This window comes from Bradyrhizobium sp. USDA 3311 (genome assembly GCF_054062495.1).
Window position 1 is genome coordinate 7,367,510 of record NZ_JBSSFI010000001.1, and the last position, 24,559, is coordinate 7,392,068.

General features: G+C 64.8%; 20 protein-coding genes. 6 read left to right on the forward strand and 14 right to left on the reverse strand.

All coding sequences use genetic code 11. From position 1 onward, the window contains the following. The first annotated feature begins 3 nt into the window (after window positions 1–3). Complete coding sequence (locus ACVWW6_RS35365) at window positions 4–630, forward strand: FMN-dependent NADH-azoreductase (protein ID WP_456682338.1); 627 nt, start codon at window positions 4–6, stop codon at window positions 628–630. Between the two features lie 103 nt (window positions 631–733). Here the strand turns inward: ACVWW6_RS35365 and ACVWW6_RS35370 are convergent, their stop codons facing one another. After that, window positions 734–1,756, reverse strand: coding sequence for a glycoside hydrolase family 5 protein (locus tag ACVWW6_RS35370; RefSeq protein ID WP_456683218.1), 1,023 nt, complete (start codon window positions 1,754–1,756; stop codon window positions 734–736). Between the two features lie 20 nt (window positions 1,757–1,776). Continuing rightward, window positions 1,777–3,063 (reverse strand): O-antigen ligase family protein, encoded by a 1,287-nt coding sequence (locus ACVWW6_RS35375; protein ID WP_456682339.1) that lies wholly within the window; start codon window positions 3,061–3,063, stop codon window positions 1,777–1,779. 222 nt (window positions 3,064–3,285) lie between these two features. Between ACVWW6_RS35375 and ACVWW6_RS35380 the strand changes: the two genes are divergently transcribed. Further along, entirely contained in the window at window positions 3,286–4,422 is a 1,137-nt protein-coding gene (locus ACVWW6_RS35380) for a GNAT family N-acetyltransferase (RefSeq protein WP_404523000.1), read from the forward strand. A gap of 30 nt (window positions 4,423–4,452) precedes the next feature. Here ACVWW6_RS35380 and ACVWW6_RS35385 read toward each other — a convergent pair whose 3' ends face one another. Continuing rightward, complete coding sequence (locus ACVWW6_RS35385; RefSeq protein ID WP_404523003.1) at window positions 4,453–5,676, reverse strand: FAD-dependent oxidoreductase; 1,224 nt, start codon at window positions 5,674–5,676, stop codon at window positions 4,453–4,455. A gap of 433 nt (window positions 5,677–6,109) precedes the next feature. On the opposite strand from ACVWW6_RS35385, the gene ACVWW6_RS35390 reads away from it, so the two are divergent. Beyond that, the gene (locus ACVWW6_RS35390) at window positions 6,110–7,456 is read left to right on the forward strand and encodes a lipopolysaccharide biosynthesis protein (RefSeq protein WP_028172046.1); all 1,347 of its coding nucleotides are present in this window, start codon (window positions 6,110–6,112) and stop codon (window positions 7,454–7,456) included. 7 nt (window positions 7,457–7,463) lie between these two features. On the opposite strand, the gene ACVWW6_RS35395 is transcribed toward ACVWW6_RS35390, so the two are convergent. Next, a complete protein-coding gene (locus ACVWW6_RS35395; RefSeq protein WP_271556071.1) occupies window positions 7,464–9,560 on the reverse strand; it encodes a GumC family protein in 2,097 nt (698 codons plus the stop codon). Window positions 9,561–9,838: 278 nt separating this feature from the next. Between ACVWW6_RS35395 and ACVWW6_RS35400 the strand changes: the two genes are divergently transcribed. The 3 genes from ACVWW6_RS35400 to ACVWW6_RS35410 all read left to right on the forward strand — a co-directional run bounded on the left by ACVWW6_RS35400 (window position 9,839) and on the right by ACVWW6_RS35410 (window position 13,578). Continuing rightward, window positions 9,839–11,029, forward strand: coding sequence for a glycosyltransferase family 4 protein (locus ACVWW6_RS35400; protein WP_456682340.1), 1,191 nt, complete (start codon window positions 9,839–9,841; stop codon window positions 11,027–11,029). 29 nt (window positions 11,030–11,058) lie between these two features. Continuing rightward, window positions 11,059–12,594 (forward strand): glucosamine inositolphosphorylceramide transferase family protein, encoded by a 1,536-nt coding sequence (locus ACVWW6_RS35405; protein ID WP_456682341.1) that lies wholly within the window; start codon window positions 11,059–11,061, stop codon window positions 12,592–12,594. A 123-nt stretch (window positions 12,595–12,717) separates the two neighbouring features. Further along, window positions 12,718–13,578: an alpha/beta hydrolase gene (locus ACVWW6_RS35410; protein WP_456682342.1), complete on the forward strand. Its 861-nt coding sequence runs from the start codon at window positions 12,718–12,720 to the stop codon at window positions 13,576–13,578. A gap of 106 nt (window positions 13,579–13,684) precedes the next feature. Here ACVWW6_RS35410 and ACVWW6_RS35415 read toward each other — a convergent pair whose 3' ends face one another. The 10 genes from ACVWW6_RS35415 to ACVWW6_RS35460 all read right to left on the reverse strand — a co-directional run bounded on the left by ACVWW6_RS35415 (window position 13,685) and on the right by ACVWW6_RS35460 (window position 24,437). Next, the gene (locus tag ACVWW6_RS35415) at window positions 13,685–14,035 is read right to left on the reverse strand and encodes a Rieske (2Fe-2S) protein (protein WP_456682343.1); all 351 of its coding nucleotides are present in this window, start codon (window positions 14,033–14,035) and stop codon (window positions 13,685–13,687) included. Beyond that, window positions 14,028–14,732, reverse strand: coding sequence for an ABC transporter ATP-binding protein (locus ACVWW6_RS35420; RefSeq protein ID WP_028172051.1), 705 nt, complete (start codon window positions 14,730–14,732; stop codon window positions 14,028–14,030). The genes ACVWW6_RS35415 and ACVWW6_RS35420 overlap by 8 nt, the downstream gene beginning before the upstream one ends. Further along, window positions 14,725–15,507: an ABC transporter ATP-binding protein gene (locus tag ACVWW6_RS35425; RefSeq protein ID WP_456682344.1), complete on the reverse strand. Its 783-nt coding sequence runs from the start codon at window positions 15,505–15,507 to the stop codon at window positions 14,725–14,727. Before ACVWW6_RS35425 ends, ACVWW6_RS35420 begins: the two co-directional genes overlap by 8 nt. Continuing rightward, the gene (locus ACVWW6_RS35430) at window positions 15,507–16,553 is read right to left on the reverse strand and encodes a branched-chain amino acid ABC transporter permease (RefSeq protein ID WP_456682345.1); all 1,047 of its coding nucleotides are present in this window, start codon (window positions 16,551–16,553) and stop codon (window positions 15,507–15,509) included. The genes ACVWW6_RS35425 and ACVWW6_RS35430 overlap by 1 nt, the downstream gene beginning before the upstream one ends. Continuing rightward, window positions 16,550–17,422, reverse strand: a complete 873-nt coding sequence (locus tag ACVWW6_RS35435) for a branched-chain amino acid ABC transporter permease (protein ID WP_456682346.1) — start codon at window positions 17,420–17,422, stop codon at window positions 16,550–16,552. The genes ACVWW6_RS35430 and ACVWW6_RS35435 overlap by 4 nt, the downstream gene beginning before the upstream one ends. A gap of 69 nt (window positions 17,423–17,491) precedes the next feature. Next, a complete protein-coding gene (locus ACVWW6_RS35440) occupies window positions 17,492–18,646 on the reverse strand; it encodes an ABC transporter substrate-binding protein (RefSeq protein WP_456682347.1) in 1,155 nt (384 codons plus the stop codon). 75 nt (window positions 18,647–18,721) lie between these two features. Further along, complete coding sequence (locus ACVWW6_RS35445) at window positions 18,722–19,927, reverse strand: xanthine dehydrogenase family Fe-S subunit (protein WP_456682348.1); 1,206 nt, start codon at window positions 19,925–19,927, stop codon at window positions 18,722–18,724. Continuing rightward, window positions 19,924–20,760: an FAD binding domain-containing protein gene (locus ACVWW6_RS35450; protein WP_456682349.1), complete on the reverse strand. Its 837-nt coding sequence runs from the start codon at window positions 20,758–20,760 to the stop codon at window positions 19,924–19,926. Before ACVWW6_RS35450 ends, ACVWW6_RS35445 begins: the two co-directional genes overlap by 4 nt. Beyond that, window positions 20,757–23,150, reverse strand: a complete 2,394-nt coding sequence (locus ACVWW6_RS35455; RefSeq protein ID WP_456682350.1) for a xanthine dehydrogenase family protein molybdopterin-binding subunit — start codon at window positions 23,148–23,150, stop codon at window positions 20,757–20,759. The genes ACVWW6_RS35450 and ACVWW6_RS35455 overlap by 4 nt, the downstream gene beginning before the upstream one ends. 9 nt (window positions 23,151–23,159) lie before the next feature. After that, window positions 23,160–24,437, reverse strand: coding sequence for an amidohydrolase/deacetylase family metallohydrolase (locus tag ACVWW6_RS35460; RefSeq protein WP_456682351.1), 1,278 nt, complete (start codon window positions 24,435–24,437; stop codon window positions 23,160–23,162). Window positions 24,438–24,559: the final 122 nt, after the last annotated feature.

A 24,559-nucleotide genomic window follows, 5' to 3' on the forward strand; every position in this document is an offset into this window, starting at 1 on the left:
GCGGTGGCAAAGCTCCTGCACCTCTCCTGCTCGCCGCGCCCCGACTCGGAGTCGAGCGCCGGCGCGCGCGTCTTCCTTGACGGATTTCACAAGGCGCGTCCCGACTGGGACATCGACGTCATGGATCTCTGGCGGGAGCGGATGCCGGAGTTCGCGGGGCCGATTGTCGAGGCCAAATATGCGCGGATGAAGGCCCAGGCCTTCGACGACGCCCAGCGCGACAGCTTTGCCGAGGCCGAGCGCATTGCGACGCGCCTGTCGCTCGCCGAACGCGTGCTGATCTCGACGCCGATGTGGAATTTCGGCATCCCCTACAAGCTCAAGCAGTGGTTCGACATCATCGTCCAGCCCGGGCTTACCTTCCGGTACGACCCGGCGTCGGGATACCTCCCGCTGCTCAAGGACCGGCCGACCCTCGTCATTCTCGCCAGCGGCAGCGACTTCGTCACCGGCATGAACCGCGGCCGCACCGACATGGCGACACCCTATTTGCGCGAGGCGCTGCGCTTCATTGGCATCAGCGACGTGCGCTTCGTGCCGATCGGGCCGACCACCGGCCCGGCGGACCCGATCCTCACCGCGCGCGAGACGGCGTATCGACGCCTCCGGGAGATCGCCACATGGTTTTGATCGACTGGTGACGCGCCACGCTAGGCGATTGCGAACGGCGAGAGCGCTGCAGATTTCGCGGCGACGGCCGACAGGACCGTGCAGCGTAATCGCGACTTCCGCTTCAACGCTGCGGCGGAATCAGCGCACGCAGGATGTCCGGCTTCCAGGCCTGACGCGCGCTGTCGAAGGCCGCGAAATCATGGTCGAATTGCCAATAGGCCCATGACCAGCCAAGCCTGTCGGCGCTTCTCGCCATGAACGACAAATATCTCGCGCGGCTGTCGGATGGCGCGCGCTCGTACACCCCGAATTCGCCGAGATAGACGGGGCGCTTCTCCTTCTCCGCCCAGAGATTCATCTTCCCGAAGTCAGCAGCAGCCTTGGCTTCGTCGTCGGGACTGCCCCAATCCAGCGGCCCGATCCGCGAAAACGTCGGGGACCACGGTGCGCCCTGATGCGTGAATCGTATCGGCGCGTAATAGTGAAACGTGACAATCAGGTTCCTGTCGTCGGCCGGCAGAGCCAGGTCGTCGACGGGGATGTCGTCCGTATTGAGAACCGCGGCAATGACCGGCCGCGCCGGATTGGTGCGGCGGATGATTTCAAGACATTCGTTGAGGAGCGAATTCCAGTCGCCGGACGTCATTTGCCCGCCAGGCTCGTTCAGGACCTCGAAGACCAGCGCGGGATATTTTCCGGCATAGCGCTCGGCGATCTGCCGCCAGAATGCCCTGAGCTTCTCGCCGCATTCGGAAACGTCGCGTTGGCAGATATGGGTGTCGTGCTCGTCAACGATCGGAATGAGGTTTCTTGCAAGGACGTCCTCGATGACGGCATCGAGCCGCCTCAGAACGATCTCGTCCAGCACGTTCCCCGGGCCCATGAACTTGAAGCCGAAAAAGTTGATCCTGACGTGCGAAAATCCGGCCTTCCTGATTGCCGTCAGATTGTCCAGGCGGAATGGCGCGTTCCGGCCGCCTTCCCAGATCCCGTCATAGCCGAGAATATTGATTCCGCGCCCCAATTTCGGCAGGTCACGGGAAGCCTGCCCGGCCCCATGGGCATGGAAGCAAGACGACGCAAGGAAAACTGCCGTTGCCGCAAGATTGAAGCTTCTCGTCCAGCGAGCGCGGATAGCTCTCATCTTGCTTCCATTCGTTGAAACTAGAGATCGGTCTGCGGCACAGGCCTGCACGTCGCAAAGAAGAACGCTACCAGCAGCACCGACGTGAACATCGTCGAACGAAGGAACGTCGTCTCGGTAAAATTGGTCTGAAAGCTGAGAACGACAAATCCGATGATGAGCGCGCAATGCGACCGGTCGATCGCGCGGGCCGAAATCAGATGGAGAACCTTGCTCGAAAACAGCAGGATGCTCGCGGCGAAGAGCGTGTAGCCGAGAAACCCCGTCTCCATCAGGATCGCGATATAGCCGCTGTGATAATTGTCGAGCACCCAGCCATGGTTCTGCTCGAAATAGTCGTATATCGACGGGATGGTCCAGAAGCCGTTGATCCCGAAGCCGAGCAGCGGCGCGTCGTCGAAATGGCTGATAGCGTAGTGCCAGATGAACGTCCGTTCGGTCAGATCGATGGACGCGTCGCCGACATGGATCGCGTCATACTCCGTCGCGTAAAAATAGAAGATCAGCGCGCCGGCCAGCAAACACATGACGAACGGCAGGACTGCATAGAGTCTCATGCAGATGACCGACCACATCGAGGTCAACAGCAATGCGCATGCGGCCAGGGCAACGGCACCGGCGCCCCGCGATTCCGACGCGAGGACACATGTGGACGCCAGAACGAAGGTCAGGAGGAAAGCCGGCCACCCCTGCCCCTTCATCTTCAGATAGCAGGCGAAGAACATCAGATACGCGCCGACGAAACCGAGGGTCTGCTTCGATTCATAGACGCCTTGCCATTGACCGTTATGCATCCAGCTGTGGTCTACCCCGATATCGGGTACGGCGAGCGCAACGAAGGCCGACGCGGCGACCAATATGAAAAGGCCCAACGCCGTGGCCCTGACAACCTCGTCCATATCGATGCGCGTGATGAGACAGAAGGCACCGAAGGTCGTCATCGCGAGCGCCAGGCTCTTCATGATCGCGGCAGCATTCAGGCTGGTCCAGAACACGGAGATGACGGCGAAGGCGTAGAATGCGACCAGCACGATCAGATCGGGATTGAACTGCAAACGCAGCCGCGGACGCACGAATGCGCTGGCGTAGATCAGGACGCCCCACATCAGGACCGCGACAGCCTGCTGCAGATAGGTCAGCTCCGCCGGCAACAGCCCGGTGTTGAAGGTGCCCATCGACGCGACGACGTTGATGGTGATCGAACAGCCAATCGCGGCCCTGGCAATCTTCTCAACGCCAACGCTGCGCGTCTTCCAGATCGCGCTCCCGGGAGCCCCGGAGTCCACCTCGGTCTGTAGGCTAGCCATGATTGACCTTCCTTAAACGCGGTTAATTATTTGCTAGCGCGGCCAGGTCTCCACATCGCAGCCTCCGCGGCCGCGAAACCTTAAGACTTCGGTAACGATACGAACCCGGCTCAGTCCATTTGATGCAAATCGTACCACCTCGGTATCTCGACCGTCACTCCCCTGCTATAAGCCCTCAGCTCGATCGAGCACTCCCGAATTCCCTGGCCTCCCTGGTTACGCATGAACACGCCTGGCAACACGTTCGATATCGCCGTCGAGCCGGCATTCGACTTCCTGTCGGCGGACTATGCAGAGCTGTTCGACCACTCGGCCGCCACCGCGTTCCAGCATCCGCTCTGGCTGCACACCCTCTACAGCAGGCTTGCATCTCATGCGGGAGCAACTCCTCTGGTTGTCGTGGTTCGCTACCGCGCGACGGGCGCCCTTGCGATGGTGCTGCCCCTGCTCCGGATCCGGCGCGGTCCGATACGGACCGTCGAATTCGCAGATCTCCGCGTCTCCGACTATCTGGCGCCGGTTTGCAGTCCGACGGTGTTTTCCGAACTGCTTGGGGATGCGGAGGCATGCGCCGAGATTCGCCGCCTCGTTCGCCCTTTCGACCTGCTCCGCATGACCAAGCTGCCGGACGGGCGGCTGCCGATCGAGAACCTTCTGGCCGCGCCCCGCCGCGTCGCGATGGACACGAGTGCCTACGCGACCGTTCTCGTCGCCCCATTCGAGCAATGGCGGGCCAGTGCGATGGATCGTTCCTATCAGAAGGAGCTCGCAAAGAAGTATCGGCAGCTCCAGAAGAAGGGCGCGCTGAGCTTCTCGTGCTGCAGCGACGGCGCCGCCGTCCTCGAGGCGCTGGACGTAATGAGGAAATTTCGCGGTCCGCGGTTCCAGTCGCAGGGCGACGGAGACCTGCTCCAGCGCCCCGAATACTACGACTTCTATTCCGACGTCGCGGTCCGCGGTCTCGGCTCCCTTGCGCGGCTCTATGCCATGAAGATGGATGGCGAGGTGATCGCCGCCGTGCTCGGCTTGCAGCACCGCGACAGCTTTCTCGTCATCATGAGTGCCTTCGACATTGCCGGATACAAGAGCCAGTCCCTGGGTGCGCTGATGTTCGAGCAGGTGGCGAAGGACTGCATCGAGCGCGGGGATCAGATGCTCGACTTCACCATTGGTGACGAGCCATACAAGAAATCGTTCGGCGCGCAGGCCTCGCCGATGTGGGCGGTCACGCAGGCCGGCAGCACCACAGGCGCGATATCCCTGTTCGCGCTGAAGCAGGCGCCCTGGCTCAAACTTGCCGCCAAGCGAATTTCGGAGTTCAGGCTCTCGCCGACCCGCACCTCGACGCCCACGCAGTGACCGGCGTGAGGCCCTGGAGGGCCGCGGCCCTCAGGCGCGCAGCGCGCTGCGGACCTGCGCGAGCCAGCCCGGCCGCATCTGATCGACCCGATGGGTGATGCTTCGCCGCAGGAAGTGCAACCGTCGCCGCACGTCCCAACTGATATCGTTGCGGGACGTCAGCGCCTGGCGAAAGCGCGCCATCTTCAGTGACTGCTGGTCCGCGGCGATCTTGTCGCGATCGGAATAGAACTCCGATATCTTCTCCTTGCCCATGCCTTCGGTCGCAAGCCACCGCGGCGCATATTCGGTGCAGAGACGCTCGACGTCCACCAGCAGGCGGGCTACGCCCGTTCCGGCGGCGGGACAGTTGGTCTGAAACGCATCGCCGATCAGCACGACGCCGGGCTGGAGGTGTCCTTCGACGACGGACAGATCCATCACCCAGTTCTGGACCCGGTCCGTCACGCCAAAATCGCCGAGATAGGGCTGCAATCCCGGCAGCAGCCGCAGGAGCGTCGCTTCCGTGTCGCGACGCAGATCACGCATGACCGGATCGGTCGGGTCGCGGAACATGAAGAGATTGGCCCGCATGCCGGCGGGTACCGGAAACAGGCTGAGATAATCGACGCCGTCGGAAATGCGCTCGCCGTAACAGGTCAGCGCCTTGAAATCGAACGGCGTGCCGTCCCGGCGCGCGATCGTGAAGCCGAACGAGACCGAGTGGCCTGCGGCCAGCACGCGCCGCCTGATGCCCAGCTTGTAGCCGAGGGCTCCGGCCATGCCCGTCGCCAGAACGACAAGACGCGCATTGAGGCGGCGCCCGGAGGCAAGCTCCAGATGCTGGACGTCGTCGCTACAGGTGACTGCGGTGACCTCGTCGACGATGAGGCTGGACGGATCGGGTATCTGGCCGCGCGCCATGGCAACGAGACCGGCATAGGGAAGCCCGTAAGCCTGGCCGACGCTGACATCGACCACCTTGCCTTCCCTGACATTGAGCACCTGATCGTATGGACAAGCGACGCTCGCGAGGCCGCGGATGAAGCCCAGCCTGCGGAACATCTCCAGCTGCGGGCCTCCGATCTTCTCGACCCGAAACTCGTCCGGATAGACCGCGCGCTTGTCCACCAGCGCGACGCGATGCCCTGCCCGCGCAAGGACAGCAGCCGCGAGCGAACCTGCAAGGCCACCTCCGACAATCGCGACGTCCGCAACGATCGTCGTGGTCGCAGCTGCGGCGATCGGCTCAGTCACGGTGCTATCCGCCGTCATGGTCCAGGCTCCCACGGTTAACGGTGGTTCCATGTGCAATTATCCCGCCTGATGTCGCATCGCAGGACCGAACGCGATCATTTCCGTCGATCGAGGTTAACGAACCGAAGACTCGATCTGGCCGGACGATGTTTCGGCACGCGTCTTGCTCGGGATGTTCGACAAGAACCGGTGTTCGGCGACGCCACGGCGGAACGCATGGCTGCTTCTCGTCAGAGCGACATCACGTCGCTTTTCGACGAAGCCGGCCTGCGCTCTAACTGGGACAGCCGGAACGAAGGTGTCCCACCGTGACGCAGCGGATGTTTCGCCGACATCGGCCGCAACCAACAGGACTCCAGAGGCCCCATTAACACTCGCGGTTTTTCACCATGCTAGGCTGTCACCGCCATCGCAGCGCGTATCTCCAGGGGAAAGTCGTCCCTCAACGTCCATGATCGAATCCATCGTCCAGTTCCTGCGGCGCGACGTGACGCGCGGTGTTGTCGGGACCATCCTCCTCAAGGTTGGCAGCGGCGCGCTTGCGTTTGCGTTGTTCTCGCTGGCGGCGCGAACGATGTCGCCTGATGGATTCGGCATCTTTGCGACCTGGCTTTCCGTTGCCCAGATCGCAGCGGTCGTGGGGCTGGTCGGCCAGGAGTCGCTTCTGGTGCGATTTTTGAACGAGTATCAGGTCGAAGACAGGCCCGACCTCACCAAAGGGGTCCTCCTGTCGAGCTTCAAGATGACCTCCGTCGCGATGCTGATCGCGATCGCCGCGGTCGCGTTGGCCGCGAGCTTGAGGGGCGATTGGTGGCTGCTGATCCTTGCTCTCTCGGCCTACACGGCGGTGAATGCCGGACTGATGCTCGGCAGCCAGATCGCCCGCTCGCTGGTCAGCATTCTCATGGGCGAAGGAAACCGGGAGCTCTTCTGGCGGGTCATCGTCGTCCTGTTTCTGCTTGCCATGTTGTTCGGCCATCGGCAGCTCGATCCCGCCGAGTTGTTCGCCGTGATGACGATCGCCATGTCGGTCGGCCTTGTCGCGCAGGTCGTTGCCATTGCGCGAGCCCTGCCGGACTTGCGCAGCACGGCGGCGCGTTACGAGACCTCTCGCTGGAGAGCCAGCGCGCTCCATTTCTGGGTTGCTTCCATCCTGGAAGCGGCCAACCAGTATTTCGACGTCATCCTGGTCTACTGGATGCTGGATCCGGCGACCGCTGGAATCTATTTCGCCGCCTCGCGCCTGGCCAACATCTTCGCCATGCTGTCGGCGGCGCTGTACAGTTTCGGGGCGCGTCGGCTTCCTTCGCTGTACTTCAGCAAGAACCACCAGGAGTTCGGGCGAACGTTGCGGCTCATGGCGGAAGTGACCGCACTTTGCGTGGCCAGCGGACTTCTCCTGATCTGGATCGGCGGCCCCCATCTTCTCAACCTGTTCGGGCCTCATTTCGCCGCACAGCACTGGGTCCTGATCGTGCTCGCGATCGGCACCGCTTTCCAGGCGGCGGGCGGTCCATCCGCCGCGATCCTGCAGCTGACCGGCCATGAGCGCATCTATGTCCCCGTCGTCGCGGCGAACGTCGCACTGCGGCTGGTCGGATTTCTCGTCCTGATTCCCTGGCTCGGCGTGCTTGGCGCGGCGATCTCGGCGACCGTGTCGCTGGCGTTCGCGACCATCGCGCTCAACATCCTCTGTCGCCGGCGAACCGGAGTCGACCCTTCAATTCTCGTGCTTCTGCGCTTCTCGGCATCGAAACGCGGCGCCTTTGCGGTCCGCGGTGCCGACTCCGGCGATTAGGCGTCGATCAACCGGCCAGGCCCAACACTTCGCCCCGACGACGCGCCGCCGACGGATCGGGCGGGACACGATTGATGACGAGCCCGGTCGGCACGCTGCCAAAGCGGGACAGCGCCGCCATTGCCCTGCGCATTGCAGCGGAATCGACCGCGTCTTCGCAAGCGACCAGGACGACCAGATCAGCGTGAGCGGCGAGCGCCGCCGCCTCCGGCTGCAAGGCCAGCGAGGTGGCGTGGACGACGATCAGATCGAACTCCGAACGAATGTCATCCGCGGGCGACGCCTCGGGCCGCTTGCCGGCGCCCAGAAGCGCGTCGACGCTGCGAAAGTCCGCCGTGGTCATGCCGTCCGCCTGCTCCTTGACGAGGCTAACCGCGGCACCACCGAGGTCCGGCTCGACCCGGATCAGGACGCTCAACTTCCCCTTGTTCACCGCCCACCGGTTCAGCGACCGCGCGACGGTGTTGCCGCCGGCCCGCTTGCCGACTGACATCACGAGCGCGACCTTGCCCCGGGCTCCCGGCAATTTCTCCAGCCGGTCGAGCAGCGGGCGCAAATGTGGACTGAGATCGAGCGCAGCCGTCGCTGAGACCGGACCTTGCCAGATGTTTCGGGGCACATCGCCCGGCAGCAAGTCGGGAATGCGGGCCCACACGGGCGGGCGTGGCCACGACGCGGGCTGGCGCGGAGCCGGATCGGGGGCACGAACGTCTTCGACGGGCTTGTCCGATCGGCGTCCCGTAGCGGCAACGACCGCCGTCGATGTCAGCAGCGAGCCGATCGCGAGCGCGGCAAGCAGCAAGGGCAGCGGCGGAAGGGTCGAGCGAAGCGGCGGAATGGCGGACGACGCAATCTTGGTCTGGGAGCTCTGCAGGAGACGCTGCTCGTTCGTCGTCTTCGAGCGCGACAGGAATTGTTCGTAGATGTTTCTGTTCGCCTCGGCGTCGCGCTGCAACTCCTGGAGCCTGACCAGAGCCTGACCGTCGACCAGGAGCTGCGATTCAGCCGCCTTCATCTGGCCTTCGAGGGCCTTCTGCTGTTCGCGCTGGGCCTCGTACTCCGACTTTGCTGTGTCGATGCTCTTGGCCCGCTCGACCTCGATCTGCCTGTTGAGATCGTTCAGCTGGCTGTAGGACATGACGAGGTCGGGATGGCGATCGCCGAACACCGCGCGCTTCTGCGCGATTTGATCATTGAGCGCCGACCGCTGCGCGCGCAGCGCGCTCAGGAGATCCTGCTTGGCCGGACCCTCGACATTCGCCTTGACGTCGCGCTGCGCCTGCTCGTAGCGGGCTTTGGCCTCTTCGGCCCGGGCGCGCGCGGCGGCGACCTGCTGCGACAGCTCGGTCACGCGCAATTGCTGGGTCGTGGAATCCTTGCCGGCGTTGACGATCCTGTGCTCGAGCTTGAACGTGGCCACGGCGTCCTCTGACGCCCTCAACCGGTCGTTCAATGTCTTGAGCCGGCCACTGAGCCAGTCGGCCGCCTCGTCGGTCGCATCGGTGCGGTTGCGACTCTGGCTCGCGACGAACGCCTCGGCTATCGCGTTCGCATAATAGGCCGCCCGCTCCGGCCGGTTCGACGTGAAGCGGATGGCGATGACGTAAGTGAGCCCGCGGCGGGAAATGTCGAGACGGTTGCGGAACCTCTCGAGCAGGCGCGCGGGGTCGGTATGTCCCCCGGAAATGTCCTCGTCATCCCGAATCTTGAGCTGCTCGATCAGCGGCTTGAGAAAGCCGTCGGACTTCGCCACTTCGACCAGGCTTTGCAGCGCGGCGCTATCCTGCCCTATGCCCGGCAGAACGTCCTGATCCGCGGTCACGCGTTGTTCGCGGGGATCGACGACGACCAGCGCGGTCGCCGCAAATCGAACCGGGATCACCAGCAGAACGATGACGCCGAGGGCGAAGATCGCAAGAGCGAGCGCCAGGATACGGCGAGCATTGTCCCGAATGAAGGAGAGCGCGCCTGCGGCAGTGAGCACACCGCCAAGGCGGGCTGCGGCTCCGCCAGCCTCACCGTTCGACGCATCTTGAGTCTGCCACGACGCGGAGACACCGGTCGATCCGGAACTTGTCGGGTCTGCGCGGCGACCGAACGTCATGGACTTTACTCGGATTCAACTGGCAAGCACTGTTCAGTGGCCTGCGCCACCGTAAATATCTATGGTTAATCCGCGGTTACCCGCCTCCGCGCGAAGATGACCAATTGGTTAACGCGCTCGCTTCGCACCGTCCGCAAACCGCTGCCATTCTCCTGTGAACGATGCCGTTCCGGCGGACAGGGCATTAACTCCGTTTGTTGCTAGCCGGTGTCCGCGCGACGCTCGCATGATAGGTACGGCGTTAAGAAGGTGAACGTTTCATTAGCGGGTCGGGATCCGTGCTGCATTACCAGCCAGGCGCAGAACTGGGCGAGGCACCGAAGCTGCCGTCGACCGCGGCAGCACTCGCAAGTCGGGGCAGCGGCCGACCGAAGCCGCACGTGCTTCTCGTCCAGACGCAAGCCGAGAATGCGGGCGCCCAGGAGATTTCCAGGCTACTCGGCGCCGGCCTGACCGCGCGCGGCTATCGGGTCACCAATCTGTTCTTCTTCCGCAAATCGGATTCATTCGACGAGCCGCCCGATACGCTCTACTGCGCATCGCGCCGGCCGGGACATCCACTGGCCCTGCTGCAAATGCTGTGGACGCTCGGCCGTCATATCAGGACCACCAGGCCCGACGCCGTTCTGACCTTTCAGCATTTCGGCAACGTCATCGGCGCGGGCGTGTCTCGCCTCGTCTGCCGCGCGCCCGTCATCGCCAATCAGGTGTCGTCCGCACTGTCGATGAGCTGGCCGATCCGCACGGCCGACATCGTCATGGGCAGCCTCGGCTTCTTCGACTGCATCACGCTGAACTCGCTGGACATGCAGCGCGAATATTCGCGCTACCCTGCGGCCTACCGGTCGCGCATGGTGCATGTCCCGCACGGCTTCGACGACAAGGCCCTCACCCTGCCGAAGGAAGCTGCGCGACAGAAGTTCAATCTTCCGCCGGACCGCATATTGCTTGGCTGCGCAGCCAGGCTGCACCCGCACAAGCGGCTCGATGCAGCGATACGCCTGCTGCCGGATCAACCGTCCTGGCATCTCGCACTGGCCGGCCAGGGTGCCGACGAGGTTCGGCTAAGGCAGCTGGCGGATGATTTGAAAGTCTCGGACAGACTGCATCTGCTCGGGGAAATCACCCCGCGCCAGATGGCCGACTTTCTCGCCTGCCTGGACGTGTTCGTATTTCCGACACAAGCCGAGACTTTCGGCCTTGCCGCGGTCGAAGCCGCAAACGCCGGCGTTCCCTCCGTCGTCACCGATCTTCCCGTCCTGCGCGAGGTGCTGTCCTTCGAAGGCAAACCGACAGCACTGTTCGTGGATGCCTCCGATCATGCGAAGCTGTCGGCCGCCGTCTCGAAGCTCCTGACCGACCAAACCCTGCGCGACGAACTGCGACAAAACGCCAAAGGCCTGAGGTTGCGGTATTCGGTGGACTCCATGGTTGAGGAATACGTTCGAATTCTCGGCCAAGTCATTTGACCTGATCCGCTGGAATAGATTGGCTCGACATGATCATCGAGTTTCGCTGTGAACGTGAGCATGCGCGGCGGTGGATGCACCGCGAGACGCTGTCGGTCGACGGGCGGGACGTTCCGGTCCAGATCGCCTGGACGGCGACGGCGGAGTCACGGCCTGCGGGTCTCGACGCGCTGTTCGCGCTCGAACGCATGGTGTTGCACAAGGGCAAACCCGGCGGTGCCGACGGGCTGAAGATCATTCCCGAGCGGACGCTAGCTCGCACCGGCACGGCCGACGTGATCGTCGATTTCACAGGCGGCGCGCGCGATCGGGACTGCTCGGCTTCGCTGTATCTGCGCCCGCTGTTCAACGGAACTGCAGGAGAAAACGCCGCGCTCGCCGCCATTCTTGCCGGCGACATGCCGGTGATCGACATCGTCAACGAGATCGACGGCGCCGTCCTCGATCGCGGCCACCCGTCGGGAGAAACTGCAGCCGGCCTGAGCGGCGCGCTCGAAACGGTCATGGCGCGAACCCTGACCATGGTGGCGGCAATCCTGTCGGGACGGCCGCGCATTCTGCCACAGCTGTCGCGTCCTGCCGGCGCCACGAACCGACGTGGACCTGTTGGCTACGTCGTGCGCGGCCTCGCCGTCTCGATCGCCAAGGAGATCTATCGCCTCTGCTGCTACGCCCCGCATTGGCATATCGGATGGCGCTTCAATGACGGCGCAGGCGTCTGGCAGACCGGAGATCTATCCGGGCCTCGCTGGAACGTTCTGGGAGATCCCGGAAACCACTTCTACGCCGATCCCTTTCCCGTCACCTGGCGTGGACGAACGTTCGTCTTTTTTGAAGATCTCGATCACCGGGTCGGCAAGGGAATCATTTCAGCGATCGAGTTCGGTGACACCGGTCCAGTCGGCGACGTCATGCCCGTGCTGGAAGAGCCCTGGCACCTTTCCTATCCGTTCCTGATCGAGGGCGACGGCGAGTTGTGGATGATCCCGGAGAGCTCGATCAACGGGGACGTCGCCCTCTACAAATGCGTTCGGTTTCCGGACCAATGGGAGCGGCATGCGACGCTGCTTTCGGGCCTGGAGCTCGCCGACGCGACGATCACGCGGCACAACGGCCTGAACTACCTGTTTGGCGCCTGGCGCGACGGAGCCGGCGGCTATTCGGATTCGCTTGCGATCTACTACGCCGACCACCTGCTCGGCCCCTGGCTGCCTCATGCCAGCAACCCGGTCCTGATCGATCGCGCGAGTACGCGACCGGCCGGGAATTTCGTCACCATCAACGAAAGACTGTGGCGCCCGGTCCAGAATTGTGCCGACGGATACGGCGCGGCGCTCGCCCTGGCGGAGGTCATCGAACTGTCGCCCACGACATTCAAGCAGATCGTCCGCCACTCTCTGAAGCCGGGACCCGCATGGCCCGGCCGAAAGCTGCACACCCTGAACCGCTGCGGCCGGCTGGAGGTGATCGACGGATCGCGTGTTCAGCCGAAGACCAGCGCCTTTGCGCGTCAATTTCCATCGCCGGCTTTGCCGCCCCGGACCCGTCCATCCATCGCCAGCTGAAACAAGTTCCGCGATCGGCGCATCCCTCGTCTGAGCACGAGCGATCTGCAATTCGAGCGGGATTCGTGGCAGACAGGAGCGAGCGACGCCGGTCATTGCCACGATCGGCCGCTCGGAGACTCCATGGTCAACAACACAAGCTCGACACATCGGCCGCTCGATCCCCGCAGCAAATGGGCCGAACTGTCCCAGGCGGAACGCAGCGCCGCCTATGACAACAATGCGGCGGTCAAGAACAGCCCTGCCCTGATCGCGGAGCGCAACGAAGCTTCCAGCCGGCTGCGCGGTACGCTGAAGTCCCATCTCGATTTGCCTTACGGCGAGCGGGCGAACAACAAGATCGATCTCTACCCCGCCGCAAAGCCCGATGCGCCCTGCTTGGTGTTCGTGCATGGCGGCTATTGGCAGCGCAATTCGCGTGAACTGTTCGCCATGCTGGTCGAAGGCGTTGCCGCCCATGGCTGGTCGGTTGCGATTCCCGGCTATTCGCTGGCGCCTGAAGTGTCCCTCACCGACATCGTCGCCGAAATCCCGCGTTCGCTCGACTGGCTGGCCGCGCATGGCGCATCCTATGGCATCGGCGGGCCGGTCGTGCTGTCGGGCTGGTCCGCCGGCGCCCATCTCGTGGCGATGGCGCTGGACCATCCGCGCGTCCATGCGGGGCTTGCGATATCAGGCGTCTACGATCTGGCGCCGATCCGCGATACCGGCCTCAACAGCGCGCTGAAGCTGACGGACGAAGAAATCGCCAAGCTCTCGCCGCTTCGCCTGCCCGTGACACAGAAGCGGCTCGACATCGCCTATGGCAGCAACGAACTCCCCGCCCTGGTGCTGGATTCAATCAACCTTCATGAGAAGCGTGCGGCCGCGCAGGCGCCCGGCAAGCTCATTCCGGTCGCAGGCGCCGACCATTTCACCATTCTCGAGGCGCTGCGTCGCCCTGACGGCGTTCTGGTGGCGGCTGCACGCCGGTTGCTGGACTAAAAACGCGAAAACAACCCCATGCACAGTAGAACGCCGTTGTTTCCAAAGGCAAAATCTACGGCGCGCCTCGCTTTGACTCGTCGGGCAAAACAGGGGCATGATGACATCATCGCCCCGATCGCCGCTCAGGCTCTTCAACCCAGATTTGCTCTCCCGTGACCTTGACCGGATAGAGCCGCAATGGCGGACCTGGCCAGCCCGCTGTAATCGCCCCGTCGCGCAAATCGAATGATGCGGCATGGCGCGGGCACTGCAGCCGCCCCGCTGTCACCTGTCCAAGACCAAGATCGGCCTGTTCGTGGGGGCAGGCACGGTCGCACGCGACGACATCGCCCTCGTTCCAGATCACAAGCATATCGCGCCCGGCAACGCGGACGATGATCTCTGCCTTCAGGCGGCTGAGGTCACAGACCGGAATCCACGCCGGCTCGTCCGAATGGACAGCCTCGTCATCCACCGAGATAGGCCTTCCGCACATGCTCGTTCTCGATCAGCTCCGTGCCGGCGCCGGACAACACGATGCGGCCGTTCTCGAGCAGATAGGCGTGGTCGCACATCTCGAGCGCGGCGAACGCGTTCTGCTCGACCAGCAGTACCGTGGTGCCGGCATCGCGAATGCCGCGGATGATCGCAAAGGTGCGCTCGACGATGTTGGGGGCAAGGCCGAGCGAAGGCTCGTCGAACATGATCAGCCGCGGCCGCGACATCAGCGCACGCCCGATCGCGAGCATCTGCTGCTCGCCACCGGACAGCGTGCCCGCCGCCTGCCGGCGCCGCTCGGCGAGCCGCGGAAATTCCGTATAGATGCGATCGCGATCGGCTGCGATCTCGCCTGAACCGCGACGGAGGTAAGCCCCCATGTCGAGATTTTCCTCGACGCTCATGTGCGGAAACACGCGCCGCCCTTCCGGACAATGCGCGATCCCGCTCGCCAGCACGCGCGGCGGCCTCGCCCCGGTGATGTCGATGCCCTCGAACCGCATCTGCCCTGCGCGCGGCGGCACGAGTCCGGAAATCGCGCGCAGCGTCGTGCTCTTGCCGGCGCCGTTGGCCCCGATCAGCGCCACCAGTTGCCCGGCCTTCACGTCGAGCGAAATGCCGCGCAGCGCGGTGACGCCGCCATAGCCGCACACCATGTCGCGGATCTCAAGCACGCGCCGCTCCATGTCCGAGATAGGCCTCGATCACGGCGGGATCGTTGCGGATCACGTCCGGCGTCCCCTCGGCGATGATGCGGCCGTAGTTGAGCACCACGATGCGGTCCGAGACGGTCATCACCATCGGCATGTCGTGCTCGACCAGAAGGATCGTGATGCCGCGACCGCGGATGTCGCGAATGAGCTCGACGAACCGGTGGGTTTCCGAGGCATTCATGCCGGAGACGGGTTCGTCGAGCAGCAGCATCGTTGGCTCCGCCGCGAGCGCCAGCGCAACGCCGACCAGGCGCTGCTCGCCGTAGGAGAGCGAGCCGGCCGCATCGTGGGCACGGCGTTCGAGACCGACCCATTCGATCAGCTCGCTTGCCCGCTGCCGCAGTCTGCGCTCCGAGGCGCGCGCGCCCGGCAGCCCGAGGATGGCGTCGAGCAGCCGGACCCGGCCCTGACGATGCAGGCCGATCAGGAGATTGTCGTAGACGGTGTCGTTGGGAAACACACTGGTGCGCTGGAAGGTGCGGATCAGGCCGAGATCGGCGATCTCGTGCGGCTTCAATCCGGTAAGCGTCGTGCCCTGATAGGTGACACGGCCTGCGCTCGGCGTCAGGAAACCGGTCATGATGTTGAAGGCCGTGGTCTTGCCGGCGCCATTCGGTCCGATCAGGCTGACGATTTCGCCCTCGCCCACGGTGAAGCTCATGTCGGAGATGGCGACGAGCCCGCCGAAACGGACAGCGACCTGCTCGATCGTCATGGCAACGCTGCGTGCCGTCATCACGCCCGCTCCTTGACGGCGGTTTCTGTGAGCGCCACCGGCGCCAGCGCCGTCGTGCCGTTCCGTCTCCTGCGAAATCGCTGCGCGAGCGAGGGGACGATGCCGCGCGGCAGCACGAACAGGATGGCGATCAGCACGCCGCCATAGGCGATCCACTGCGCCTCCGGCGCCATGACCGGACGCAGCGCGACCGGCAGCAGCCCGAAGATCAGGCCGCCGACGACGGGACCGGCCAGCGAGCCCTTGCCGCCGCTGATGACCATGATGACCATGGTGACGGTGTTGATGAAGGCAAACACTTCGGGATCGATGATCCGGATGTAGTGTGCATAGAGGCTGCCGGCGGCGCCAGCGATCGCGGCCGAGATCACCGCCGCCAGCGTCAGCGTCTTCGTCACGTCGATACCGACGGAGACCGCGAGCGTCTCATTCTCCATCAATCCGCGCATCGCGCGGCCGAAATGGGAATGAACGAGACGCGCGATCAGCAGATAGGCGATGAGAGCCACGCCCAGCACGAGATAGTAGTTTTGCAACTTGGTGCGCAGCGTCAGCTCGCCGAGGCCGGGCAACGGCAGTGCGATGGAGGGAATATTGGTCAGCGCCAGAGGGCCTTGCGTCAGTTCGACCCAGTTCAGCGCGACCAGCCGCACGACTTCGGCGAAGGAGATCGTGACAATGACGAAATAGGCGCCGCGAACGCGGAACGAGAGCAGTCCGACGAAATAACCGCACAGCCCGGCAACCAGGATCGCGAGCACGAAGCCCGCGATGGGCGGCCAGGGCGCGTGAACCAGACGCAGGTCCCCGGGCAGGCCGATGTCGAAACCGAGCGATGTCAGCGCGCTGACATAGGCGCCGATGCCGAAGAAGGCGATGTGGCCGAGGCTGAGCTGACCGGTGAAGCCGAGCAGAAGATTGAGGCTCATCGCGCCGATGACGAAGATTCCGGTCGTGATCAGCGCATTCAGGAGATAGGGATCGCGCAGCCAAAGCGGCACCGAGGCAAGGACCGCGACGGCGAGAATGGTGAGGGCTATTCTCATCCGACGCGCTCCGCGCGCGCGAACAGGCCGGTCGGCTTGAAGATGAGAACCGCGATGATGATCACGAAGCCCATCGCGTCCCGATAGCCTGATGAGACGTAGCCCGCGCCGAGCTCCTCGGCGAGCGCCAGGATGAAGCCGCCGATCACCGCACCCGTGATGTTGCCAAGACCGCCGAGGATGACGATGGCGAAGGCCTTGACGGCGGCGAGATCACCCATTTGCGGGAAGATCACGTAGACCGGCCCGAGCAGAGCCCCCGCCGCGGCGGCAAGGCTGGAGCCGATCGCGAAGGTCGAGGTGTAGATCATGTCGACATTGACGCCCATCAGCGAGGCCGTGTCGTGGTCCTGGAACGTCGCCCGCATCGCGCGGCCGAGGCTCGTCCTGTTGATCAGGAGATACGTCACCAGGATCAGCAATGCCGCGGCGGCAAGCACGAACAGCCGCAGCCAGGACACCGAGACAGGTCCGAGCACCAGCGGTGCCTCGGGAAACGGCGTCGCCACCGATTTGGCAACGCCGCCCCAGATCCACAGCGCGCCGGATTGCATCGCGATCCAGGCGCCGATCATCACCAGCATCGTGGTGTCGATGTCGGAGCCGCGCAGCGGCCGCAGCAATGTCAGCTCGATAGCCGCCCCCAATAGCCATCCGGCCAGCACGGCGACGGGCAACGCCAGAAAGAAGTTCAGCCCGACCTGCTGCACCACGATGAACATGATGTAGGCGCCGAACGTGTAGAGCACGCCATGCGTGAAATTCACCACGTTCATGATGCCGAAGATCAACGTCAGCCCGATGCCAAGCAGCGCATAGGTGCCGCCGAGCACGAGCATGTTGATCAGATGCTGGAGAAACTCGCTCAAAGCCGTTCTCGTATGACCCGCAATGCGGCGAGAGCGGCGGTGCGCCGCCCTCGCCCCCGAATGAACGCGTTAGAGTGTCTTCATCTCGACCTTGCCGTCGTTGATCTCGATGAGATAGACGTTCGGCTGGCTCTGCCCGCTCTCCTTGCCCTCAGGGCCGGACTTGCGGAACACGATGTCGCCGTTGAGCCCCTTGATATTGATGTCCCAGAACGCAGCCTTGATCGCTGCCGGCTCGGCCTTGCCCGCCTTCTCGATCGCGGCCGCCGCGGTGCGGATGCCGTCATAGCCGCGGAAGCTTTCGGTGCAGCCGGCGAACTCGAAGCCGCGTTTCTTCCATTCCGTGATGAAGTAGTTGGTTGCCTCGGGGTTCGGCGTCTTGTCCGGGAACCACGGCAGGAAGGTCGTCAGATGCATGGTTCCGTTGGCGGCGGCTCCCGCCTGGGCGATGATCTGGTCGGGGTTCTGCGAGCCCCCGGTGGTGATGATGCGCTTCTTCAGGCCGAGCGCAGCGGCCTGCTTGAAGATCAGCGTCAACTGGTCGACGGCGGTCGTGACGATGACCGTCTCGGAATCCGAGCTCTTGATCTTGGAGAGCTGGGCGCTCATGTCCTGCGCACCCTGGTCCATGGTTTCGACCAAGCCGATGCTGATGCCCTTGTCCTTCATCATCTTGCTGAAGTCCTCGGCGGTGCCGCGGCCCCAGTCATTGTTGATGACGAGGAAGTCGACCTTCTTCAGGGCGAGCTTGTCGACGATGCCCTTGAACGCCGCGGCCTCGACCGCCGAGGGCGGCGAGATGCGGAAGATGAAGGGATTTCCGGTCGTCGTGATCTTGCCCGAGGACGAGGTCTCCACCACCATCGGCGTCTCGTATTCCATCAGCTTCGGCATCACCGCGAGCGTCAGGCTCGAGCCCCAGGCGCCCATCAGCACCGGCACCTTGTCGCTGGTGATGAGCTTCTCCGCGACGGCGGCGGCTTCCGTCGGGTTGCTCTTGTTGTCCTCGATCACCAGTTCGATCTTCTTGCCCAAAATGCCGCCCTTGGCGTTGATCTCGTCGGCGGCGATCTTGGCGCCGTTGACGACGTAGGTGCCGGAGGCCGCGAAGGCGCCGGTAAGAGGCTCGTTGACGCCGATCTTGATGGTCTGCGCCCCTGCCGCGCCGCCGAACAAGGCCGTCGCCAGCGCGATTGTCCGAACCAGTCCGAGTGCTCGTTTCATGTTGTCTCTCCAAATCCAACGCTGTTGATCTCTAGGCAGTCCAGCCTTCGTCACTCCGCGGCGCGAGCGCGCCGATCATTCCGCGCCACCTTTTCCAGTGAAGACGCGGCCAAACATGCGCGCGAGCCGAGCACGCAAAACGTCCGATGCAAGCGACCAGAAGCTGAGCTCCGCCGGGGCCGCCGCCCCCGACGGCGCGCCCGACATGTGGCGGTCGAGATTTCCCGCGAACTCAGCGACCAGGCGTCTGGCGAGATCGCGCACGAGGCCCGGCCGGCCGACCTGCGCCAGCATGCCCGTGAGCGTGTAGCCGATCGACAGGTCGACCGCGGTCGCCGCGCCGCCATCGAGCGGGATCAGGCGATAGCGGATTTCGCCTTGCGTCGCCGAATGGCTGCGCTGGTCGGTGCCGATGCCGACGATGCGGCCGGAGAGCGTCGCGGGATCGCGTTCGACGCGCGCGGCCCCCTCGAAGCTTGCTGCGATCGGCCCGAGCCTGACGCGGATCACGCCTTCGACACGCTCGGGCCTTGGCGGCGCCGCGAGCGATACGCCGGGAAGGCAGGCTGCGATGCCCGCGATGTCATCGAACATCGCAAACACCTTTGCCGGCGCGTGCGGCAGCGTGAAGCGCTGATCGAGAACGGTCGCCGGGGTGAAATCCGGGATTGTGCCCGGTGCGGCGCTCCCTGAGCCCGACGCTAACGCCTGTCGCATAGGCTGCAGCGACTGCTGGTCTTGATGGGATGCAGCTCGCCCCGATCCGGCGGGGCCGAGGCTGGTCCTGCCGCCACCGGCCAGCGGCGCGATGTTGCGCGCGCGCCTCGCCTCGATCACGGACTGCACCGCCCGCACGATGCCGACATAGCCGGTGCAGCGGCAGAGATTGCCGCTGAGGCCGACGCGAATGCGCCGCTCGTCGGCGTCAGGCAGGCGCAACACCAAGTCGCGCGCCGAGACCAGCATGCCGGGCGTGCAATAGCCGCATTGCAGCGCGTGCTCCCGGGTGAAGGCGGCGCGCAACTCGGTCGTGACCTCGTCCTCGTCGAGGCCCTCGATCGTGGTGATGTCGGCGCCTTCGCAGGCCACCGCATAGGTGATGCAGGAGCGCGCCGGCACGCCGTCGAGCAGCACGGTGCAGGCGCCGCAAACGCCGTGCTCGCAGCCGAGATGCGTGCCGGTCAGGTCGAGCTTGTCGCGCACGAAATCGGCAAGGCTGGTGCGCGGCTCGGCCGATAGCTCCACCGCACGGCGATTGACATGAAGCGAGACCGTGTTCATGCCGCGGCCTCCAGGACGGCGCGCTTCAACACGCTGACATGGATATGGCGCTGCGCGGCATCGTCGATGCCGGCCTTCATCAGAAGCGCATCGGCGACGCGGATGTCGAAACGCTGCTTGTAGTCGGCCGCAATCCGGCCGCCGAACAACCCGGCGGCATCGGTCACGACGATCGGCGCTGTATCGATCGCACCGATCACGATGCGCGCGGTGGCGGTGGCCGGGTCGACCAGGACCGCACCAATGGCATGGGCGAACTCGCCGGTCTTGCGGCAGCTCTTGGCATAGCCCCAATGCGCGGAGGCCGCGCGGGCCGGCACGTGAATCGCCTCGACGATTTCGCCGGCGTGCAACGCCGATTCCAGCGCACCGACGACAAACGCCTCGATCGCCATCGTGCGCGCACCGGCAAGACTGCGCAGTGTCACCTGCGCACCTAGGGCCGCGAGCGCGGAAATCCAGTCCGCGGCGGGATCGGCATGGCTGAGTGAGCCGCCGATGGTGCCGCGGTTGCGCACCGCGCGATAGGCGATGTTGGCCGCGACGCCGCGCATCGCGCCACGCGTCACGTCGGCGGTGCGGCCGTCCTCGATATCGGCATGGGTGACCAGGGCACCCAGCACGAGCTCGCCGCCGGACACCTCCGCGCGCTTGAGCTCGGCAAGCCCGGAGATGTCGACGATCAGCTCCGGCTGCACCAACCGCAGATTGAGCATGGGCCCAAGCGACTGGCCGCCGGCGATGATCTTCGCCGATCCGCCTGCCGCTGCCAGCATCGACAGCGCCGAATTGAGATCGCGCGGGCGTTCGTAAGCGAAGGGCGCCGGTTTCATGCCGCGCTCCTCTCAGTCGCGCGAGCGGCCAGTACGGCCGCGACGACGCGATGCGGCGTGATCGGCGACTGCATCAGCTCGACACCGAGTGGCCGCAGCGCGTCGTTGACGGCATTGGCGATCGCGGCCGGCGGCGCGATGGCACCGCCCTCGCCGATGCCCTTCACGCCGAACTGCGTATAGGGCGACGGCGTCTCCATGTGATCGAGGCGCGCCGCCGGAACCTCGGTCGCGCCGGGAAGCAGATAGTCGGCCAGCGTCGTCGCCAGCGGCTGGCCGGAGGCGTCGAACGGCATCTCCTCGTAGAGCGCGGTGCCGATTCCCTGCGCGAGACCGCCATAGATCTGGCCGTCAACCACCAGCGGGTTGACCAGCACGCCGCCGTCCTCGACGATCACGTAATCGAGGATCTCGACCTCACCCAGATCAGGATCGACCGCGACGACGGCCGCATGCGCGGCGTAGCTGAACGTCCCGCTGTCGCGCACGGGCTTGTAGCCCTGCGTCACCTCGAGCCCACCGGGATCGACGTCAACAGGAAGATCCTGCGGGCGGCGATACCAGGTGTGGGCGATCGCCCGGAGGCTGACGCTGCCATTGACGCCGCGCACCTCGCCATTCTGCAACACGACCGATGCCGGATCATGCTGCAACAGTTTGGCACCGATGCGCCTCGCACGTTCGCCGAGCTCGCGGCAGGCGGTCGCCACCGCGCCGCCCGCCATCACCATCGAGCGCGAGCCCCAGGTGCCGGTCGAATAGGGTGTCATCGCGGTGTCGCCGAGGATGATGCGGATCTTTGCGACGTCTATTCCCAGCATTTCATGCGCGACCTGGGCGAGCGTCGTCTCCATGCCCTGCCCATGCGAATGCACGCCGACACGCAGCTCGAGACCGCCATCCGGCGTCAGCCGTGCCGATGCCTGCTCGTGGCCCGGCACCATCGGGATGCCCCAGCCGGAATAGACCGAGGTGCCGTGCGCCGCCTGCTCGCAATAGATGGAGACGCCGACGCCGATGCGGCGGCTATCCGCCCCGCCCTGCTTTTGCTTCGCGCGAATGGCGTCGACATCGATCGCGGCGAGCGCGCGGCGCATCGCTTCCGGATAATCGCCGCTGTCAAAATGCTTCCTGGTGATGTTGTCGAACGGCATCTGTTCGGGGCGCACCAGATTGCGCAGTCGCACCTCGCCGGGCTCGAGCCCGGCCTCCACCGCGACGAGGTCGAGCATCAATTCCAGCGCAAAGCAGACGCCGGTGCGCGCGACGCCCCGGTAGGGCAGGATCGGACATTTGTTGGTGGCAACCGAAAAGGTGCGGCAGCGATAGGCCGGCATCTTGTACGGACCGGGCAGGATACTCGCGACCTGCGCGGCTTCGAGACAGGCGGAGAACGGGTAGGACGAGTATGCGCCGGAATCGACCGTCGCTTCGCAATCGATGCCGCGCAACGTCCCGTCACGATCGGCATAGACCGTGATCTTGTAATGGTGCTCGCGGCAATTGGAGCTGGCGACGAGATGCTCGCGGCGGTCCTCGGTCCAGCGCACGGGGTGGCCGCGTTGCATGGTCAGCCAGGACAGGCAGACCTCTTCAGGCAGCAGAATGCCCTTGTGGCCAAAACCGCCGCCGACATCGGGCGAGATGACGCGGATCTGGCCCTCCTCCATGCCCAAGCATTCGGCAAGGCCGCTGCGCGTGATGTGCGGCATCTGAGCCGCCGAATGCAGCGTGAGCTGGTCGAGCCGGCGGTCGAAGGTCGCGACCACGCCGCGGCCTTCCAGCGGCGACATGCATTGCCGCGCGGTCGAGATCTCGCGCGTCACCTTGATCGGCGCATCGAGCGCGGCGGAGATGTCGACCTCAAAGTTGGTCTCGAGGAAAACGTTGTCGCCCCAATGCTCGTGCACCAGCCCCGAACCGGGCTCGCGCGCCTTCAGCATGTCATAGACCGCGGGCAGCTCCTCCAGATCCAGCGTCACGGAGGCCGCGATGTCCTCGGCCTCAGCCCGCGTCGGCGCAAGACACATGGCGACGAGCTCGCCGACCTGGCGCACCTTGCCGGTGGCGAGCACCGGCTGCTCCGAGATCTTGAAGCCCGGAAGTCCTGACACTGCGCGGATCGGCTTGATGCCGACGAGGTCCGCCGCCGTGAAGACGCTGCCACGATGGCGCTCGGACACGTGGATGGCGCGGATGCGTGCGTGCGCCAGCGGGCTGCGCACGAAGGCGACGTCCTGAAGGCCGCTAAGCCTGATGTCCGCGACGAACTGGCCGCGGCCGCGCATCAGGCGGTCGTCCTCCTTCCGCGGCAGGCGCACGCCGACGCCCTGCCCGGACCTTCCAGAAGGAAACTCTCGCTCGTTGCGCAACTCCGCGCCCTCCTTCACCGCCCGGCCTTACGCCGCGACGGCCTGCGGCAGGATCGGGGCGACCGCGTCGAAGCGCGTGCCGGCACGCAGGCAGAAGGCCGGCTGAAGCAGGCGCTCGGCGATCACCTCGTTCTGCTCGTTGTCCTTGAGGATGAAGCGCCCCTTCTTCTCCGAGAGCACGGAGACGTCGGCGTCCATGCCGACCTTGAGCGCGCCGATCTCCGCGCTGCGGCCGAGCATCTTGGCCGGATTGGCGGTGACCATCGGCACCACCTGCTCGAGCGACAGGCCGAGCGCCATCATCGAGCTCATCGCCTGGACCAGGCTGAACTTGGCCTGCCCCGCGAAGGGATGGTTCTCCTCGTCCTCGTGCTGGTCGGGCGTTCCGGCCGGCGCGGGCACATGGGTGTTGTAGCCGTGGATGTCGGCGCCGAGCGTGGTCGGAATGATGCCGGCGGCGATCGCCTTCTTCGCAAGCCGGTACGAGAAATGGCTGCCGTGGCCGACATCGACCTTCAGGCCGCGATCGAGCGCCGCCTGGATCACCGGATGCACCTCGCCCTCGCGGTTGACGAAGCCGCCGGGGTGGCGCGTGAACGGATGGGCGAGAACGTCGCCTTCGCGCAGCAGCGGGATCACGCGGGTGAGGATGGTGTCGGCATCTTCGCCGTTGGCGCCGCTTTCGGGCAGGCCCCAGAGCTGGCCGAAATGGACATAGACAGGCAGATCGGCGCGCTTGCCGATCTCCGCCGCCATCTCGATGACGCGGATGCCCCAGCGCGCGAAGCCGCCGATCTCGGCATGGGCCTTGATGCCGCGCACGATGTCGAGATTGGCCGTCGCCGCCTTGACGGTCGCATCGATGTCGACGCCGTCGGGGCTATAGAGCTGCGGATAATAATGTCCTTCCAGTCCGCCAACGAGATAGGCCGACAAGAAGGCGTAGACGCGCGAGGCCGAGGGCTCGGCGATGAAATGACGAAAGCCGGGCAGCGTCATGCAGGACGGGCCGCCCTGATCGACCAACGTCGTCACGCCCGACTGCACGCCGACCATGTCGGGGTTCATGCCGAAGCGGCCGGAGACATATTGATAGACATGCGCATGGGTATCGATCAGGCCGGGCAGCACCAACTTGCCGCCGACGTCGACGACCTCCTTGGCGCTGGTCGGCAGGATATCCGCCGCGACCGCTGCGATCTTGCCGCCCCGGATGGCGACGTCCTTGATGCCGTCCACGCCCGAGGCCGGACAGATCACGCGACCGCCTCGCAGCAGAAGGTCGAAGCTGGCAGTAACTGACATGACGCTCTCCTCGGTCCCGCGCAGGCGGCTGCTCCGCCCCGGATTACGAAGCATGCTTCGCATTTGAATACGAAGTATGCTTCGTATTTTGACAAAAGCAAGCATCATGCCATGATCAGGCG